The sequence below is a fragment of the Micromonospora sp. NPDC003241 genome (assembly GCF_053589795.1).
This window is the reverse complement of record NZ_JBSFSO010000076.1, coordinates 1-18,171: the sequence shown is the minus strand read 5'-3', so window position 1 is coordinate 18,171 and position 18,171 is coordinate 1. Positions and strand designations below refer to the sequence as shown.

At 72.8% G+C, this 18,171-nt stretch carries 15 protein-coding genes and 1 pseudogene; 13 read left to right on the top strand and 3 right to left on the bottom strand.

Annotation, left to right across the window (positions count from 1 at the left end):
* Window positions 1-222 precede the first annotated feature (222 nt).
* Window positions 223-909, top strand: a pseudogene (locus ACWDVW_RS31820) (lysophospholipid acyltransferase family protein); the annotation flags it as partial.
* 126 nt (window positions 910-1,035) lie between these two features.
* Here ACWDVW_RS31820 and ACWDVW_RS31815 read toward each other — a convergent pair.
* Window positions 1,036-2,757, bottom strand: a complete 1,722-nt coding sequence (locus ACWDVW_RS31815) for a hypothetical protein (protein WP_449956463.1) — start codon at window positions 2,755-2,757, stop codon at window positions 1,036-1,038.
* A 208-nt stretch (window positions 2,758-2,965) separates the two neighbouring features.
* Here ACWDVW_RS31815 and ACWDVW_RS31810 point away from each other — a divergent pair, with 208 nt between their 5' ends.
* From ACWDVW_RS31810 to ACWDVW_RS31780, 7 genes are all read left to right on the top strand, one after another.
* Window positions 2,966-4,951, top strand: coding sequence for a TIGR03960 family B12-binding radical SAM protein (locus ACWDVW_RS31810; RefSeq protein ID WP_449956460.1), 1,986 nt, complete (start codon window positions 2,966-2,968; stop codon window positions 4,949-4,951).
* Window positions 4,952-5,050: 99 nt separating this feature from the next.
* A complete protein-coding gene (locus tag ACWDVW_RS31805; protein ID WP_396751149.1) occupies window positions 5,051-5,770 on the top strand; it encodes a TIGR03936 family radical SAM-associated protein in 720 nt (239 codons plus the stop codon).
* A 131-nt stretch (window positions 5,771-5,901) separates the two neighbouring features.
* Window positions 5,902-8,925, top strand: coding sequence for an Rne/Rng family ribonuclease (locus ACWDVW_RS31800; protein WP_449956457.1), 3,024 nt, complete (start codon window positions 5,902-5,904; stop codon window positions 8,923-8,925).
* A gap of 346 nt (window positions 8,926-9,271) precedes the next feature.
* Window positions 9,272-9,586: a 50S ribosomal protein L21 gene (gene rplU / locus ACWDVW_RS31795; protein ID WP_117229528.1), complete on the top strand. Its 315-nt coding sequence runs from the start codon at window positions 9,272-9,274 to the stop codon at window positions 9,584-9,586.
* Window positions 9,587-9,597: 11 nt separating this feature from the next.
* Window positions 9,598-9,852, top strand: a complete 255-nt coding sequence (gene rpmA / locus ACWDVW_RS31790; RefSeq protein ID WP_120678837.1) for a 50S ribosomal protein L27 — start codon at window positions 9,598-9,600, stop codon at window positions 9,850-9,852.
* A gap of 89 nt (window positions 9,853-9,941) precedes the next feature.
* Window positions 9,942-11,390 carry a GTPase ObgE gene (obgE, locus tag ACWDVW_RS31785; protein ID WP_449956452.1) on the top strand — a complete coding sequence of 483 codons (1,449 nt, stop codon included), beginning with the start codon at window positions 9,942-9,944 and terminating at the stop codon, window positions 11,388-11,390.
* A gap of 70 nt (window positions 11,391-11,460) precedes the next feature.
* Window positions 11,461-11,853, top strand: a complete 393-nt coding sequence (locus ACWDVW_RS31780) for a GNAT family N-acetyltransferase (protein ID WP_449956449.1) — start codon at window positions 11,461-11,463, stop codon at window positions 11,851-11,853.
* A 37-nt stretch (window positions 11,854-11,890) separates the two neighbouring features.
* On the opposite strand, the gene ACWDVW_RS31775 is transcribed toward ACWDVW_RS31780, so the two are convergent.
* Together ACWDVW_RS31775 and ACWDVW_RS31770 are read right to left on the bottom strand one after the other, a co-directional pair.
* Window positions 11,891-12,370 carry a DUF4383 domain-containing protein gene (locus tag ACWDVW_RS31775; protein ID WP_449956446.1) on the bottom strand — a complete coding sequence of 160 codons (480 nt, stop codon included), beginning with the start codon at window positions 12,368-12,370 and terminating at the stop codon, window positions 11,891-11,893.
* Between the two features lie 190 nt (window positions 12,371-12,560).
* Window positions 12,561-12,779, bottom strand: a complete 219-nt coding sequence (locus ACWDVW_RS31770) for a DUF397 domain-containing protein (protein ID WP_093407559.1) — start codon at window positions 12,777-12,779, stop codon at window positions 12,561-12,563.
* A 67-nt stretch (window positions 12,780-12,846) separates the two neighbouring features.
* On the opposite strand from ACWDVW_RS31770, the gene pepN reads away from it, so the two are divergent.
* The 5 genes from pepN (at window position 12,847) to ACWDVW_RS31745 (ending at window position 18,080) form a co-directional block, all read left to right on the top strand.
* Complete coding sequence (pepN, locus tag ACWDVW_RS31765) at window positions 12,847-15,360, top strand: aminopeptidase N (protein WP_449956443.1); 2,514 nt, start codon at window positions 12,847-12,849, stop codon at window positions 15,358-15,360.
* A gap of 74 nt (window positions 15,361-15,434) precedes the next feature.
* Window positions 15,435-16,034 (top strand): nicotinate-nucleotide adenylyltransferase, encoded by a 600-nt coding sequence (gene nadD, locus ACWDVW_RS31760; protein ID WP_396751078.1) that lies wholly within the window; start codon window positions 15,435-15,437, stop codon window positions 16,032-16,034.
* Window positions 16,035-16,130: 96 nt separating this feature from the next.
* Window positions 16,131-16,535, top strand: a complete 405-nt coding sequence (gene rsfS, locus ACWDVW_RS31755; RefSeq protein ID WP_396751080.1) for a ribosome silencing factor — start codon at window positions 16,131-16,133, stop codon at window positions 16,533-16,535.
* Window positions 16,532-17,197 (top strand): histidine phosphatase family protein, encoded by a 666-nt coding sequence (locus tag ACWDVW_RS31750; protein WP_449956438.1) that lies wholly within the window; start codon window positions 16,532-16,534, stop codon window positions 17,195-17,197. The genes rsfS and ACWDVW_RS31750 overlap by 4 nt, the downstream gene beginning before the upstream one ends.
* Before the next feature lie 34 nt (window positions 17,198-17,231).
* Window positions 17,232-18,080 (top strand): DegV family protein, encoded by an 849-nt coding sequence (locus ACWDVW_RS31745; protein WP_449956435.1) that lies wholly within the window; start codon window positions 17,232-17,234, stop codon window positions 18,078-18,080.
* Window positions 18,081-18,171: the final 91 nt, after the last annotated feature.

Here is an 18,171-nt window from a genome sequence, read left to right as displayed (position 1 = left end):
GGTGCAGGTGTGGGCGCGGGCCGTGGGCACTCCGGCGGCCGTCATCACGTCCTTGGCGAACGTCTTGGAGCCTTCCAACTGCTAACGCCTCGTGCATAGCAGGGGACCCTTCCTAACATCCGGCACTCCAGCCTGCGGACCGGCACCACCTCGCGCAGGTCGGTGTGCGACGGTCCGCTACGGTGACACCGCCCCTACCCCACTCGATCCGCCGGAGGACCAGTGCCGCTGCTCTACACCATCGGCAGGTACACCCTGGCCCCGGCACTGCGGCTGGCCTTCCAACCGAACGTGGAGGGGCTGGAGCACATCCCGGCGACCGGCGGCGCGATCTTCGCGGGCAACCACCTGTCCGTGGCCGACGAGTTGTTCCTCGGCACGGTGGTGCCACGGCACCTGGCGTTCTGGGCCAAGTCGGACTATTACAAGGGCACCGGGGCGAAGGGTGCGTTTCACCGGTTCGTCCTCAACGGCGTGGGTGCCATCCCGGTCGAGCGGGCCGGCGGGCGGGCGGCGTTGACCGCCTTCGACGCGGCCATCCCCGCGCTCCAGGGCGGCGACCTGGTCGCCATCTACCCCGAGGGGACCCGTTCGCCGGACGGCCGGCTGTACCGGGGACGTACCGGCACCGCCCGGCTGGCGCTGGCCGCCGGTGTCCCGATCATCCCGGTGGGCATGATCGGCACCGACAAGGTGCAGCCGATCGGCGCGCGGATGCCGCGACCCGGACGCGCGAAGATCACCGTACGGTTCGGCAAGCCGCTGGACTTCACCGGCCGCCCGGCGGACCGCACGTCGCTGCGGGAGATGACCGACGAGCTGATGGCCGAGATCCAGAAGCTCACCGGCCAGGAGTACGTCCCGCGCTACGCCCCGCCGCGCGCGAAGCCGCCGACGCCGGGCGAGCCGACGCCGGGCGGTCCTGCCACGGGTGGGTCCGCCACGGGTGAGTCGACTCCGGGTCAGCCGACGCCGGGTCAGTCGACGCCGGGCGAGCCGACCGCCGGCTGAGCGAGGGTCCGAGGCGGCCCCCGCTCAGCCGCCGTTCGTCGAGACGATCTGCCGCCGCATCGTGGCGAGCAGTTGCGCGCTGTCGTCCACCGAGAGACCGGTGAAGACCGCGCTGGTGATGCTGCCGTGGTCGACCGAGGTGCAGACCACCACCCCGACGCCGTCGACGGTGCCCACGGCGCACCGCTCGTGCCGTCCCCGTACGCCGGTCTCCACGATCTGCGCCTCGCCGAGCGAGTACTGCTGGGTGAGCCGTTCGATCTCGCTGTCGGCGTCGGCCGAGGGGGCGAAGCGGAAGCCAGTGCCGCCGAAGACGGTGACCTGCTTGCCGGCGCTGGTGGCATAGATACCGGCGAAGGTGCCGTCGGCGAGCAGGTGCGCCTGCCGCACCTGTGACTCCAACTGCCGGGCGGCCTGCGTACTGCGGTCGTCCTGGCGGAGCTCCAGGTCGGCGACCTGACTCGGCAGCGAGGCGTTCGCCGGGTACTGGCTGGCCATCGGGACCCCGTAGTAGGCCGGGCAGCCGCAGCAGCAGGCGATCGTCAGCAGCAGCACCCACGGCCAGCGGCGGCGCTTGCGGCGACGGGCGTACCCCGGGGGCGCCTGCCAGCCCGGCGGCGGCGCGGGAGGCCCGGCCTTGCGGCCCCGCCAGCCCCGGACCGGCGGTGGAGCGACCGGTGGCGCCGGTGGCGGAGAGTGTCGCACCGGCGGCTGCGCGACCGGCTGCGGACGACCCGGCGCCGCCGGCGGCCGCATCGGCGCGGCGGGCGCCGGCGGGGCAGGGCGGCCGGCCTGCGGCGGGTACGCGGCGGGCTGGTGTGCCGGTGGGGCGGACGACACCGGCGGCGGGTACGCAGCCGGTCGGTGCGCCGGTGGCGCGGGTGAGACCGGCGGTGGGTACGCGGCCGGCTGGTGCGCTGGCGGGGCGGGTGAGACCGGCGGCGGTACGGGGGTGTAGGACCGGGTCGCCGGCGGTGCGGGGTAGGACAACGTGGGAGGCGGCAGGGCGGGCATGTCCGACGAGGGCAGATGCCAGCCGCTGGTGTCGACGCCGGCCCACGGGTCCACCGGGGTCTGGTGCTCCGGCGCGTCGGCCGGCGCCACCGGCGGCAGCAGGGTGGGCTCGGCGGACTGGCCCCAGACGCGACGGCGCGGCGGTGGCGGCGGTACGGCGGCCGACCCGCTCCAGCGCGGCGCGGGCTCCTCCACAGCCGTCGCATCGGGCACGGGCGTCGTCTCGGGCATCATCCGGGTGCCCTGCGGACCGACCTCGGGAGGCGGTGCCACGGTGGTACGCGCGTCGTCCTCGGACGGCGTCGAGTCGTGCCGCCCGTCGACCTCGTCGACGGGCCGGGTCGAGTCGGCTTCGGTCACCGGCCGGGTCGAGTCGATCTCGTCCACCGGCCGGGTTGGGTCGGGCTCGGTCCCGGCCCGGGTGGGGGCGACCTCGGCCCGGGTCGGGTCGGGCTCGATTCGCGTCTGATCGGGCGCGACCTCGGCCCGGTTGGGCGCTGCCTCGACTCGGGTCGGGTCGAGCGGTGCGGCTGGTGGGGTGGGGCGGGACGGTTCGGCGGGACTGGTCGGGTCGGCGTCGCCGACCGGCTGGGTCTCGTCCGCCGCCGAGGTGGTGGCAGGCGGTGCGGGGTCGAGGGTCTGCTCCTGGGTGACCGCTGACTCCCCGTTCCGGTGTGTGTCCGGACGGTTCCCGTCGACCGGCCGGTCTGCTCCCGGCTGCGGCTCCGGCATCGCGGCAATCTCCTCTCACGCCGACCCGAGGTTAGTACCGGGGTGCCACCGGGGCCGAACCAGGCCGGTACCCACGCCCGTGCCCACGCCCGGTGACGGTGGCCGGTGACCACCGGCCGCCGGTGCGGACGAGGACCGATTCCGCTGGTGCCCTCCTCGGCCAGGTGTGGCGTGGTGGCCGGTGGGTGGGCGCGTACCCTTGGGCATCATGAGCGTCCCGTCCACCACTGAGCGTCCCGTCGCGGCCAATTCCGTCTGGCCTCGGCTGGAGCCGCTGCTGCCCCAGGTGACCAAGCCCATCCAGTACGTCGGTGGCGAACTGGGTGCGGTGGTCAAGGACTGGGACTCCGCGACCGTGCGCTGGGCGTTGATGTATCCGGACGCGTACGAGGTGGGGCTGCCCAATCAGGGCGTGCAGATTCTCTACGAGGTGCTCAACGAGCTCCCCGACACGCTCGCCGAGCGGACGTACGCGGTCTGGCCGGACCTGGAACGGCTGATGCGTACCCACGAGGTGCCGCAGTTCACCGTCGACGCGCACCGCCCGGTCGGTGACTTCGACCTGTTCGGCGTCTCGTTCGCCACCGAGCTGGGCTACACCAACCTGCTCACCGCGATCGACCTGGCCGGCATCCCGCTGCTCGCGGCCGACCGCACCGACGCCGACCCGGTGATCGTGGCCGGCGGGCACGCCGCGTTCAACCCGGAGCCCATCGCCGACTTCGTCGACGCCGCCGTGCTCGGTGACGGCGAGGAGGCGGTCCTGGAGATCACCGCGATCGTCCGGGAGTGGAAGGCGGAGGGCTCGCCCGGTGGCCGCGACGAGCTGCTGCTGCGGCTGGCCCGCACCGAGAGCGTCTACGTGCCGCGCTTCTACGACGTGGACTACCTGCCCGACGGCCGGATCCAGCGGGTGGTGCCGAACCGGGCGGACGTGCCGTTCCGGGTGCACAAGCGCACCACGATGGATCTGGACGCCTGGCCGTACCCGCGCAAGCCGCTGGTCCCGCTCGCCGAGACGGTGCACGAGCGGTACGCGGTGGAGATCTTCCGGGGTTGCACCCGGGGCTGCCGGTTCTGCCAGGCGGGCATGATCACCCGCCCGGTGCGGGAACGGTCCATCACCACGGTCGGGCAGATGGTGCAGCAGGGGCTGGAGTTCTCCGGCTTCCACGAGGTGGGCCTGCTGTCGCTGTCCTCCGCCGACCACTCCGAGATCGGTGACATGTGCTCCGGCCTCGCCGAGCAGTACCAGGGCACCAACGTGTCGCTGTCGCTGCCGTCGACCCGGGTGGACGCGTTCAACATCGATCTCGCCCAGGAGCTGTCCCGCAACGGCCGCCGGACCGGTCTGACCTTCGCCCCCGAGGGCGGGTCGGAGCGGATCCGCAAGGTGATCAACAAGATGGTGTCGAAGGACGACCTCATCCGCACCGTGGTCACCGCGTACACCAACGGCTGGCGGCAGGTGAAGCTCTACTTCATGTGCGGCCTGCCCACCGAGACCGACGAGGACGTCCTCGAGATCGCCGACATGGCCCACGAGGTCATCCGGGCCGGTCGGGCCGCCACCGGCTCGAAGGACATCCGCTGCACGGTCTCCATCGGCGGGTTCGTGCCGAAGCCGCACACCCCGTTCCAGTGGGCGTCGATGCAGCGCCCGGAGGTCATCGACCACCGGCTCAAGCTGCTCAAGCAGGCGATCAACGCGGACCGTTCGCTGGGCCGGGCGATCGGCTTCCGCTACCACGACGGTGAGCCCTCGCTGATCGAGGGCCTGCTGTCCCGGGGCGACCGCCGGGTCGGCGCGGTGATCCGCCGGGTGTGGGAGAACGGCGGCCGGTTCGACGGCTGGAGCGAGCACTTCTCGTACCAGCGCTGGGTGGAGGCGGCCACCGAGGTGCTGCCCGGGTTCGGGGTGGACCTCGACTGGTACACCACCCGCGAGCGCGAGGAGCTGGAGGTCCTGCCCTGGGACCACCTGGACTCCGGCCTGGACAAGGACTGGCTCTGGCAGGACTGGCAGGACTCCCTCAGCGAGTACGAGCAGGACGACTGCCGCTGGACGCCCTGCTTCGACTGCGGCGTCTGCCCGGCCATGGACACCGAGATCCAGATCGGCCCGACCGGCCGGAAGCTGCTCCCGTTGACCCCGGTCAACGGTCTGAAGCTGCCCACCGGCGCGCAACAGTGACCCCGGGGCCCCGGATGGGGCCCGACACCGAGGAGCAGGACGATCAGTAGGAAACCTCAGCCCGAGGGCGGCCAGGCGCCGGTCGTCCAGCGCGTCCGCATCCGGTACGCCAAGCGTGGCCCGCTGCGGTTCACCTCGCACCGGGACTTCGCCCGGGCGTTCGAGCGGGCGCTGCGCCGTGCCGGCGTACCGGTGGCCTTCTCCCAGGGGTTCACCCCGCACCCGAAGATCTCGTACGCCAGCGCCGCGCCGACCGGTGTCGCCAGCGAGGCGGAGTACCTGGAGATCGGCCTGCGCGAGCCGGTGGACCCGGCGCAGTTGCGGGAGGCGCTGGACACGGCGCTCTCGCCCGGCCTCGACGTGCTCGACGCGGTGGTGGCCACCGGCAGCGGCCTGGCCGACCGGATCCAGGCGTCCCACTGGCGGATCGAGCTGCCGGAGGTGGACCCCGAGGTCCTGGCCAAGGCGGTGACCGCGTTCCTGGCCGCCGACGAGGTGCTGGTGGAGCGGATGACCAAGCAGGGGCGGCGGACCTTCGACGCCCGCGTCGCCGTCACCCGGATCGATATGATCACGTCGTCGGCGACGCCTTCCGTGGCCCCGGCCGTACCGTGTGCGATACTCGAACTGGTCGTGCGGCAGGTCACCCCGTCCGTACGGCCCGATGACGTCCTTTCCGGCTTCCGCGTGGTGGCCGGCCTGGAGCCGCCGGTAGCCCCGAAGGTGACCCGGCTGGCTCAGGGCACGCTGACCGCGCAGGGTGCGATCGTGGATCCGCTGGACGCGGACCGCGACGGGGCAACCATCGGCGGGCGCTGACCGACGGTCGGTGCTCAGACAGGCAGACTTCGCCGGTCGCGCACGCCCGTGCGCCCGGGGAAACACCTTTGCGGCGACCCTGCGTGGCAGCGCTCACCCGCGCCCGGGGCAGCCAGAACTGGAGAACGTCCATGCTCGAGAACGAGCCCGAGGGCGGCGAACGGACCGGTGCGAACCCGGCCGGCGAGACCGCTGACGACAGCACCACCGGCACGGCGGGCGCCGCACCGGCGGCCCCCGACGCGTCGGGGGAGACCTCCGGCACCGTGAGCGGCGCGGCCGACCTGGGCAGCCCGTCCGCCGCCGAGGCACCGCCCCGCAGGCGGGCCACCCGTCGCCGGGCCACCCCGGTCACCCAGGCGGAGCAGACCGACGCCCCGATCGAGGCGTCCAGCACCCCGGCACCGGGCAGCTCGGAGGCCCCGCAGGCGGAGGTCTTCGCCCCGGTCTCCGGTGACCTGGACGAGGCGCCGAAGACGCCCCGGCGACGCCGCAAGGCCACCACCGCGTCGAAGGCCGCCGAGGAACCGCTGGCCGCCGCCGAGGTCGAGGCGGCCGGGGGGGACGTCGTACCACCGGTCAAGGTGACGCGTACCCGCCGGAAGAAGGCGACCCCGCCGCCGGCCGAGGTCCCGGCCGTCGCCGAGGAGACGGTGGCCGAGGAGCCGGCACCTGCGGCCGGTACCGACTTCGGCTCGGCCGCGCTGCCTTCCGAGGGCGCCGCACCGGTGGAGTCCACCGAGACCGACCCGGCCGAGCCGGTGACCCCGCAGGGGGAGGCCACGGCGGAGGAGGCCGCGACCGAGCCGGCACCGGAGCCCCGCTCCCGCCGCCGTCGTGCCGCGCTCACCGCGCCGACGGTGCTGTTCATGGCACCGGAGGAGGTCACCGCCGCCCGCGCCGCGAGTGCTGCCGCCGCCGCTGCGGCCGCTGCCGCACCGGCCGCCGAGGAGGAGACGACCGAGGAACCGGCCGAGCCGACCCGGCGTCGCCGTCGGGGTCGGCGGGAGCCCGAGCCGGAGCCCGCCGCCGAGGTGGAGGTCGAGGTCGAGGAGGAGCCCGCCGCGGAGGCCGAGGAGGCCGCCGACGACGAGGACGAGGACGGCTCGGGGCGGCGTCGCCGTCGGCGTGGCCGCCGGGGCCGGGGCCGGGGCAAGGGCGGCGCCGAGGACCTCGACGACGCCGACGAGAACGAGGCCGAGGAGGCCGTCCAGAGCGACGCGGACGAGGCCGAGAGCGAGTCTGACGAGACCGGCGACGAGGGCGACGGCGACGGGATGACCCGGCGTCGGCGTCGTCGCCGCCGCCGGGGGGCCGGCGACACCGACGGCGGTGCCGACGACGGCGTACCCACCGTGGTGAAGATCCGGGAGCCGCGCCGCACGGTCGACGAGGTGCAGGGCGTCTCCGGCTCGACCCGGCTGGAGGCCAAGCGGCAGCGCCGCCGGGACGGCCGCGAGCAGCGCCGGACCCGCCCGCCGATCCTGAGCGAGTCGGAGTTCCTGGCCCGCCGCGAGGCGGTCGACCGGGTGATGGCGGTACGCCAGCGCGGCGACCGCACCCAGATCGCCGTCCTGGAGGACGGTGTGCTGGTCGAGCACTACGTGACCCGCAACTCCGCCGCGACCATGGCCGGCAACGTCTATCTCGGCAAGGTGCAGAACGTGCTGCCGAGCATGGAGGCGGCGTTCGTCGACATCGGCCGGGGCCGCAACGCGGTCCTGTACGCGGGCGAGGTCAACTGGGACTCCACCGGCCTGGAGGGGCGGGCCCGCTCGATCGAGCAGGCGCTCAAGTCCGGCGACTCGGTGCTGGTGCAGGTCACCAAGGACCCGATCGGGCACAAGGGCGCCCGGCTGACCAGTCACGTCGCGCTCTCCGGTCGGCACCTGGTGTACGTGCCCGGCGGTAACGCCTCCGGGATCAGCCGCAAGTTGCCGGACACCGAGCGCAAGCGGCTGCGGGACGCGCTCAAGAAGCTGGTGCCGGACGGTGCGGGTGTGATCGTCCGGACCGCCGCCGAGGGTGCCAGCGAGGACGAGTTGGCCCGCGACGTCAAGCGGCTCCAGGCGCAGTGGGAGGACATCCAGGCCAAGTCCACCGAGGGCGGCGCGCCGGTGCTGCTCTACGAGGAGCCGGACCTGGTCATCCGGGTGGTCCGGGACCTGTTCAACGAGGACTTCCGCGAGCTGGTCATCGAGGGCGACCAGTCGTACGACATGGTCGAGTCGTACCTGTCGCACGTCTCGCCGGACCTGGTCGCCCGGCTGCGCCGGCACGCGGGCACCACCGACGTGTTCGCCGCCTACCGCATCGACGAGCAGATCCTCAAGGGGCTCGACCGCAAGGTCTTCCTCCCCTCCGGCGGTCACCTGGTGATCGACCGGACCGAGGCGATGACCGTGGTCGACGTCAACACCGGCAAGTACACCGGCGCGGGCGGCAACCTGGAGGAGACGGTCACCCGCAACAACCTGGAGGCGGCCGAGGAGATCGTCCGCCAACTGCGGTTGCGCGACATCGGTGGCATCGTGGTGATCGACTTCATCGACATGGTGCTGGAGTCGAACCGGGAGCTCGTGCTGCGCCGGTTGACCGAGTGCCTGGGCCGGGACCGTACGAAGCACCAGGTCACCGAGATCACCTCGCTGGGTCTGGTGCAGATGACCCGCAAGCGGATCGGTGCCGGGCTGCTGGAGGCGTTCAGCGAGACCTGCGACTGCTGCAAGGGCCGGGGCCTGGTCATCCACACCGAGCCGGTGCCGGAGAAGCCCCGCTCCGGCGGCACGGAGAAGGTGAAGGCGGTCGCCTCCGCCGCGCCGGCCGCCGAGCAGACCAGCGGCTCCTCGCGGCGTCGGGGTCGCAAGGGTGCCGCCGAGCGGACCGTGGTCGAGGTCACCGACACCGAGGAGACCACCACCGCCCCGGCCGACGCCGACTACCACGACACGATGGGCTACGACCTGTCCCGGTACGAGACGGACACCCCGGCCGCCCCGGACGTGGCCGACAGCCAGCAGGGCGAGTCGGCCCGGCTGGCCGCTCCGGACGACCCGGACGCGCTGGGCGAGAGCGACGAGGAGGAGGGTGCCGAGGGTGGCACCGGCCGCCGTCGCTCCCGCCGTGGTGGCGCGCGCCGCCGTACCCGACCCTGACCACGTGGCGGTGAGCCGGACCCGGTCCGCCGCCCCGACGTCGACGAGCCCCGCCCGCGGTGACATCCGCCGGGCGGGGCTCCGGCGTATCGTGGTGCCGGTGCGGCCCGGCGGTGGACGCCACGGCTGATGACGCCACGGCCGGTGACCGGCCGGTGGCCCAGCGGTGGCCTGAGCCGATGGGGGCGGCCCGGTTTGGGACCGGCCCCGACCATGGCGTACGCTAACCTGCGGCGCACTTTGGTGTGCCGAGTTCCCGTGTGCCCGCGCCGCCGTGCCTCTGCTACCCGGCGAGCCGCCGCGGGGACGACCGCCAGCAGCCTCAACGACAGGGAGTCCGCCTCCGATGTACGCGATCGTCAAGACCGGCGGCAAGCAGTACAAGGTCGCCGAAGGCGACGTGATCGAGGTCGAGAAGCTCGCCGGTGCCCCCGGCGACGCGGTGAAGCTCGCCGCGGTGCTCCTCGTCGACGGTGACGACCTGGTGACCGATGCGGCCAAGCTCGCCGAGGTCGAGGTGTCCGGCGAGATCGCCGCGCACACCAAGGGCCCGAAGATCCGGATCCACAAGTTCAAGAACAAGACCGGCTACCACAAGCGCCAGGGTCACCGCCAGCCGCTGACCCAGGTCAAGGTGACCGGCATCTCCAGCGGGAAGTAGGTCGTCCTCAGATGGCTCACAAAAAGGGTGCGTCCAGCTCGCGTAACGGCCGTGACTCCGCGGCCCAGCGGCTCGGCGTGAAGCGCTTCGGTGGTCAGGTCGTCAGCGCGGGCGAGATCATCGTCCGGCAGCGCGGCACCAAGTTCCACCCCGGTGACCTGGTCGGCCGTGGTGGCGACGACACGCTGTTCGCGCTGTCCGCCGGTGCGGTCCAGTTCGGCACCAAGCGCGGTCGCAAGACCGTCAGCATCGTGCCGCAGCAGTAGCTTCGAGGCGAAGCGGGCCGTGGACCTGATGTCCCGGCCCGCTTCGTCATTTCTCACGCGGGGTCGTGCCCCGCTGGAAGGATTGCGGCGTGACGACGTTCGTTGACCGGGTCGTCCTGCACCTGCAGGCCGGCGACGGCGGGCACGGCTGTGTGTCGATCCACCGGGAGAAGTTCAAGCCGTTCGGTGGCCCCGACGGCGGTAACGGCGGCCACGGCGGCAGTGTGTCGCTGGTGGTCGACCCGCAGGTGCACACGCTGCTCGACTTCCACTTCCGCCCGCACGTCAAGGCGCCCAACGGCCGCGGCGGCGCGGGCTCCAACCGGGACGGCGCCAACGGCGGCGACCTGGTGCTCACCGTGCCGGACGGCACGGTCGTGCAGACCGCCGACGGCACCGTGCTGGCCGACATGGTCGGTGCCGGCACCACCTTCGAGGTGGCCCGGGGCGGGCGGGGCGGCCGGGGCAACGCCTCGTTGGCCAACGCCCGCCGGAAGGCACCCGGCTTCGCCGAGTTGGGCGAGCCGGGTGAGCAACTGGACGTGGTGCTGGAGCTCAAGAGCGTCGCCGACGTCGGTCTGGTGGGCTTCCCGTCGGCCGGGAAGTCGTCGCTGATCTCGGTGATCTCGGCCGCCAAGCCGAAGATCGCCGACTACCCGTTCACCACGCTGGTGCCGAACCTGGGCGTGGTGCGGGTCGACAACCACACCTTCACCGTCGCCGACGTGCCCGGTCTGATCCCGGGCGCGGCCACCGGCAAGGGCCTGGGGCTGGAGTTCCTGCGGCACGTCGAGCGGTGTGCCGTGCTGGTGCACGTGATCGACACCGCGACGTTGGAGCCGGGTCGGGACCCGTTGGCCGACATCGACACCATCGAGGCGGAGTTGGCCGAGTACGGCGGTCTGGCCGATCGGCCGCGCATGGTGGCCCTGAACAAAATCGACGTGCCCGACGGCCGGGACCTCGCCGAGATCGTCCGGCCCGACCTGGAGGCGCGCGGCCTGCGGATCTTCGAGGTGTCGGCGGCGACCCGGGAGGGTCTCAAGGAGTTCACCTACGCGATGGCCGAGCTGGTGGAGCAGGCGCGGGCCGCCGTGCCGCCGGCCGAGCCGACCCGGATCGTGATCCGCCCCCGGGCGGTCGACGACGCCGGGTTCACCGTCGAGGTGCAGGACGACGGCTCCTACACGGTGCTCGGTGGCCGCCCGGAGCGGTGGGTACGCCAGACGAACTTCGACAACGACGAGGCGGTCGGCTACCTCGCCGACCGGCTGGCGCGGCTCGGTGTGGAGGAGAAGCTGGCGAAGGCCGGTGCCCAGCCGGGCGATCTGGTGCGCATCGCGGACCGGGAGTTCGACTGGCGGCCGACCCTCTATGCCGGGGCCGACTACGTGCCGGGCTCCCGGGGCCGCGACGAGCGGCTGGAGGAGAAGACGAACCGGGCCAACGCGGCGGAGCGGTTGGCGGCCCGCAAGGCCCGCCGGCAGCGGCCGGAGGACGAGGTGGAGGCGGCTCCCGCACCGGACGACGCCGAATAGCACGCTGCTCGGCGAAACGGGTACAACTGCCAGAAACCTTGGCGAAAACCCCACGGCTTAGCGTGGCGGGATGCTGATCCAGTCCCGCCTCGCCACCGACCCTGAGGTCGCCACCCTCGTCGCGGCGTGGCGGCGCGAACTCGGTGCGACCGGCGGCCCGCGCGACGACGGGGGACACCTGGTGGCCGTGCTGCACGGGCGGGCGGTGGCCTGCGGTGGCGTCCACGACCTCGGTGACGGCGTCGGTGAGCTGTCGGGACTGTACGTGCGGCCGGCGTACCGGCGGCAGGGCATCGCCCGGCACCTGCTGGTGGCGCTGGAGGAGGTGGCCTTCCGCCAGGGCTGCGCGGTGCTGCGGGTGGCCGTCGGCGCGTACGGGCCGGTGGCCGGGGCGCTCTATCGGTCCTGTGGGTACGCGCCGGTCGGGGCGTACCTGGCCAAGCGGTTGCCGGTCGCCGCCTGAGCGGTCCCGCCGCCGGATCGCGCGGTCGTGCCCCGGGTCAGGGGCGGTCGAGCGGGTCGTCCAGCCGTCCGCCGGTGCCCGCGCGGTTCGACAGCAGCAGACCGAGGACCAGCATCCCCAGGGCCAGGCCCAGGTGCAGCCAGTTGTCCGCGCCGTTCACCGGTATCCAGTTGGCCCCCGCCCGGTCGACGACCACCAGGCCGTAGATCCAGAGCACGAGGTACACCGCGCCGCCACCGATCAGGAAGAGACGTGCGCCGCCAAGGCTGCGGGCCAACGCCAGGCCGACCACGCCGAAGGCGAGGTGGACCAGGTTGTGCAGGACCGAGACCTGGAACACGCCGAGCAGCTTCGCCTCGGAGTGGTGGCCGGCGAAGGACAGCTCGCCGTAGTTCGTGGTGATGCCGGGGACGAAGCCGAGCACCCCGATCAGGAGGAAGACCACCGCCAGGATCATGGCGGCGAGCTGGGCCCGGGTGGTGCGCCGGGCCGGCTTCTCCAGCGACCTGTGCGCCATCGTCGTCACCTCCGTGAGCCCGCGACCGTCGCGGGGTGGGTCCCCGGCTCCGACGATCTCGCATGCACGAGGCGGTCGGGGGCGACTCCGGAGAAATGCCGCACCTTGGGGGAGGCGCTGACCGCCGCCGACCCCGCCCCGGTCCGGCACGGCGGGACGAACCCGCCGACCGGGGCGATCGGCGGTGGGCTCAGTCCAGGTCGAACTCGCCGTCCTGGGCGCCCGCGACGAAGGCGTCCCACTCGGCCTGCGTGAACACCAGCACCGGACCGTCCGGCTCGGCGGAGTTGCGCATACCGATGAGGTCGTCGACGAAGGCGACCTCCACCGCCGCCTCCGAGGTGTCGCCCTCGGCCCGCTGCCAGACCGCCCGGGAGAGGTCGAAGTCACCCTTGGGGTGCGCTGTCATTGCGTCAGTCCTCCAGTACAGGGAAATGGGGAAGCTCGTTCGATGCCTCATCGGGCAGGATAAGCGGATGCCGAGCCTGAGCCGTGCAGAGTCGACCGCGCGTGGCGCGTCGATCTCCGTCGTTTCCTACCACGTGGACCTCGACCTCACCGGTGGCGACGAGCGGTTCCGCTCGCTGGTCACGATCCGGTTCCGGGCCACCGACGGGGAGACCTTCGTCGAGGTGAAGCCCGCGAGCCTGCTGGCGGTACGCCTCAACGACCGTGATCTCGATCCGGCCGCGTTGGACGACAACCGGCTCGTCCTGACCGGGCTGGCCGAGGAGAACACGCTGACCGTCGAGGCGGAGATGGCGTACACGAACACCGGTGAAGGGCTGCACCGGTTCGTCGATCCGGCCGACGGCGAGACCTACCTGTACGCGATGTCCTTCCTGGACGACGTGCAACGCATCTTCGCCGCCTTCGACCAGCCCGACCTGAAGGCGCCGGTCACGCTCACGGTCACCGCGCCGGAGCACTGGACGGTCGCGGCCAACGGCGCGCTGGCCGCCAACCCGGCCCCCGGGCGCTGGGAGTTCGTCCCCACCCTGCCCATCGCCACGTACTTCTTCACGCTGATCGCCGGCCCCTGGCACGTCCGACGGGACAGCCACGACGGCATTCCGCTCGGGGTGTACTGCCGCCGGTCGCTGGCCGAGCACCTCGACGCCGACGCCGACGAGATCTTCACGATCACGAAGCAGTGCCTGGACCGGTTCCACCAGCTCTTCGCCGAGCGGTACCCGTTCGGCAAATACGACCAGGCGTTCGTGCCGGAGTTCAACGCCGGGGCGATGGAGAACCCGGGCCTGGTGACCTTCCGCGACGACTACGTGTTCCGCTCGGCGGTCACCGACTCCGAGCGTGAGCTGCGCGCCACCACGATCGCCCACGAGATGGCGCACATGTGGTTCGGCGATCTCGTCACCATGCGCTGGTGGGACGACCTGTGGCTGAACGAGTCGTTCGCCGAGTACCTGGGCACCCGGGTCACCGCCGAGGCGACGCGGTTCGACCAGGCGTGGACGACGTTCGCGCTGCAACGCAAGGCCTGGGGGTACGCCGCCGACCAGCGCCCCTCCACCCACCCCGTCGCTCCCGAGCGGGTGGCCGACGCCGCCGAGGGGCTGCTCAACTTCGACGGCATCTCGTACGCCAAGGGCGCCAGCGTGCTGCGGCAACTGGTCGCCTGGCTCGGTGACGAGGCGTTCCTGGCCGGTCTGAACGACCACTTCGCCCGGCACCGGTTCGGCAACGCCACCCTGGCCGACCTGCTCGACAGCCTGAGTGCCGCCAGCGGCCGGGACCTCACCGACTGGGCGCAGTCGTGGCTGCGTACCGCGCAGGTGAACACGCTGCGCTCCGAGGTGCGGCTGGACGCCGACGGCCGGTACGCCGAGGCGGCCGTGGTGCAGACCGCCCCGCCGACGCACCCGGTGCTGCGCCCGCACCGCATCGGCGTCGGCCGGTACGCCGTCGACGGCACCGCCGAGCGGCAGGAGATCGACCTCGACCCGAAGTCCGACGACGGGCGTACGCCGCTCACCGGGTTGGTCGGCGAACCGGCGGCGGCGGTCCTGCTGCCCAACGACGGCGACCTGACGTTCGCCAAGATCCGCCTGGACCCGGCCTCGGCCGACGCCGTGTCGCTGCTGCTGCCCAGGCTGGCCGACCCGCTGGCCCGGGCGCTGCTCTGGGGCGAGGCACTGGACGCCGCCACCGACGGGGAACGGCCGGTGCAGGCGGTGGTCGACCTGATCGGGGCGGCGCTGCCCACCGAGACCGAGGTGATCATCGCCGAGGACGTGCTGGCGCTGAGCCGGTCGCTGGTCGACCGCTATCTCGACCCGGCGGCCCGGCGGGCGGCCCTGGACCGGATCGCCGACGCCTGCCGCCGGTTGCTCGACGGTGCCGCGCCGGGGGAGTCGTTGCAGTTGGCCGCCGCGCGGGGCCTGATCGCCGTGACCACCGACGCCGACCTGCTGGGTGGCTGGCTCGCCGGTCGGGGCGTGCCGGACGGGCTGGCCGTCGACACCGAGCTGCGCTGGTCCGTCCTGGCCCGGCTGGTGGTGCTGGGCGCCGCCGGTGAGCCCGAGATCGCCGCCGAGACGGCCGCCGACCCGAGCGCCGCCGGGGCGGAGCGGGCCGCCACCTGTCGGGCCGCCCTGCCCGACCCGGCCGCCAAGCAGGCCGCGTGGGAGATCATCGTGTCGAACACCGAGTTGTCCAACCGGCTGGTCGAGGCGACGGCCGCCGGTTTCTGGCGTCCCGAGCAGGCGGAACTGACCGCCGACTACGTGACCCGGTACTTCGACGACATGCCGGCCGCCGCGCGGCTGCGTACCCCCTGGGTGGCCGACGGGGTGGCCAAGCTGGCGTTCCCCCGGTACGCGGTGGCGCTGTCGACCCGGGAGGCGGCCGCGGCCCTGCTGGCCCGCGACGACCTCACGCCGGGGCTGCGCCGGGTGGTCACCGACGCCGACGACGACCTGCGGCGGGCGCTCCTGGCGCGAACGGCGGTGGCGGCGATGACCGCCTGACCTGGTGTCGCCGGGTCGGTGCCGTGGGTCACGGCCCGGCCCGGCGTGAACCGGATTCGGCATAGGATCATGGTGTGCGGGAAGACATCCGGCGGGTCGGGATCATGGGCGGCACGTTCGACCCGATCCATCACGGCCACCTCGTCGCGGCGAGCGAGGTGGCGGACCGGTTCGGGCTGGACGAGGTGGTGTTCGTGCCCACCGGGCGGCCCTGGCAGAAGGCGGACGTCCCGGTCAGTCCGGCCGAGGACCGCTACCTGATGACGGTGATCGCGACCGCGTCGAACCCCCGCTTCCAGGTCAGTCGGGTCGACATCGACCGGGGCGGTCCCACCTACACCGTCGACACGCTGCGTGACCTGCGCGCCGAGTACGGTCCGAAGGCGCAACTGTTCTTCATCACCGGCGCGGACGCGCTGGAACGCATCCTGAGCTGGAAGGATCTGGACGAGATCTTCGAGCTGGCCCACTTCATCGGGGTGACCCGGCCGGGCTTCGAACTCACCGACGCCCACGTGCCCGCCGACACGGTCAGCCTGGTGCAGGTGCCGGCGATGGCCATCTCGTCGACCGACTGTCGGGCGCGGGTCTCCCGAGGAGTGCCGGTCTGGTATCTGGTGCCGGACGGTGTGGTGCAATACATCGCGAAACGGCGGCTCTACCAGGATGATTAGCCTGTTTCATCCCGATTACTGCGTGAAACCGCCAAGTCGGGAATCCGCCGGGTGTGAGAGGCTTGGAAGCATCGCACGGGTGATCGAGGGAGAACGGTGACAGTTTCGGAACGCGCTCACGAGCTGGCGATGGCCGCCGCCCAGGCCGCGGCCGACAAGAAGGCTCAGGACATCGTCATCATCGACGTGGGCGACCAGCTCGCCATCACCGACGCGTTCCTGCTCGCCGCGGCCCCGAACGAGCGCCAGGTGCTCGCCATCGTCGACGCCATCGAGGAAGCGCTGCTCGACCTGCCCGAGAAGGCCAAGCCGGTCCGGCGCGAGGGCGAGCGCGGCGGCCGGTGGGTGCTGCTCGACTACGTCGACATCGTGGTCCACGTGCAGCACACCGAGGAGCGTGAGTTCTACGCCCTCGACCGGCTCTGGAAGGACTGCCCCACCATCCCGTTCGTCGACCGGGACCTGGCCAGCGCCGAGGCCGCCAGCGGATCCGGCGAGTGACCCGGCTGGTCATCTGGCGGCACGGCAACACCGACTGGAACGCCGCCGGCCGGGTGCAGGGGCAGACCGACGTACCCCTCAACGACCTCGGCCGCGAGCAGGCACGCCAGGCCGCGCCGCTGCTGGCTGCGCTGCGACCGGACGCCATCGTCGCCAGCGACCTGAGCCGCGCGGCGGACACCGCCGGTGCGCTGTCCGCGCTGACCGGTCTGCCGGTACGCTCCGACGCCCGACTGCGCGAACGCCACTTCGGACGCTGGCAGGGCCTCCTGCTCACCGAGGCGTCGGCACAGTTTCCGGCGGAGTTCACCCGCTGGCGGGCCGGTGACCCGGACCCGGGCGCGGAGATCGAACCGCTGAGCGAGTTGGGCAAGCGGATGGGCACCGCCCTGCAGGAGCTCGCCGACGAACTCGCCGGCCGCACCGTCGTCGTGGCCACCCACGGCGGTGCCGCCCGCCAGGGCTGCGGTCAGCTGCTCGGCTGGGAGTCCAGCGTGCTGCGCGCCGTCGGCTCACTGCGCAACTGCCACTGGACCGAGCTGCGGCACAACGCCGACCGTGGGTGGCAGATGCGGACGCACAACGTCGGGCCGGTCGACGTGCCGCCGGTCACACCCGCCAGCACCGCGTCCGCCCGACCGGGCTCCGCCGAAGCGGTCTGACGCCGCACCCCACCGATCGGCTACCGTGCCGGGCATGCCCGTCGCGGTCGTGACCGACTCCACCGCCTACCTGCCGCCCGAGCTGGTGCCCGCGCACCAGCTCACCGTGGTGCCGCTGACCGTGGTGCTCAACGGCGTCGAGGGACTGGAAGGGGTCCAGACCTCACCGGCGGACGCCACCCGTGCGTTGAGCGCCCGACGGGTCTCGGTGAGTACGTCCCGCCCCTCACCGGAACAGTTCGTCCGGACGTACCGGCGGCTGCTGGACGCCGGTGCGGACGGCGTCGTGTCGGTGCACCTGTCGGCGGGACTCTCCGGCACCGTGGAGGCCGCCGAACTGGCCGCCGCAGAGTTCGGTGACCGGGTGACGGTGGTCGACAGCCGCTCCTGCGGCATGGGCCTCGGCTTCCCGGTGATCGCCGCCGCCCGGGCCGCCCGCCGCGGAGCCGACCTGGCCGCCGTACGCGCCGAGGCCGTCGCCGCGATCGACCGCACCACCATCTACTTCTACGTCGACACGCTGGAATTCCTGCGCCGGGGCGGCCGGATCAACGCGGCCGAGGCGTTGCTCGGCACGGCGCTCTCGGTCAAACCGATCCTGTACATGCCGGACGGCGTCATCGTGCTGTGCGACAAGGTCCGCACGGCCAGCCGTGGCCTGGCCCGCCTGGTGGACCTGGCCGTCGAGGCGGCCGGAGACGCGGAGATCGACCTGGCCGTGCACCACCTGGCCGCACCCCAACGCGCCGAGACGCTGCTGAGCGCGCTCACGGACCGGCTGGGCGCGCGCCTGCACGACACGTACGTCTCCGAGGCCGGCGCCGCCGTCGCCGCCCACGCCGGCCCCGGCCTCGCCTGCGTCGTCACCCACCGCCACCCCTAGACGAGTAAGTCCTAACCCTGGTCAGTGGTCGTAGGCGATCAGGGACCTGGTGGTGGGCTGGCCGGTGGTGCGGTTGTGCCAGATCGCGGCG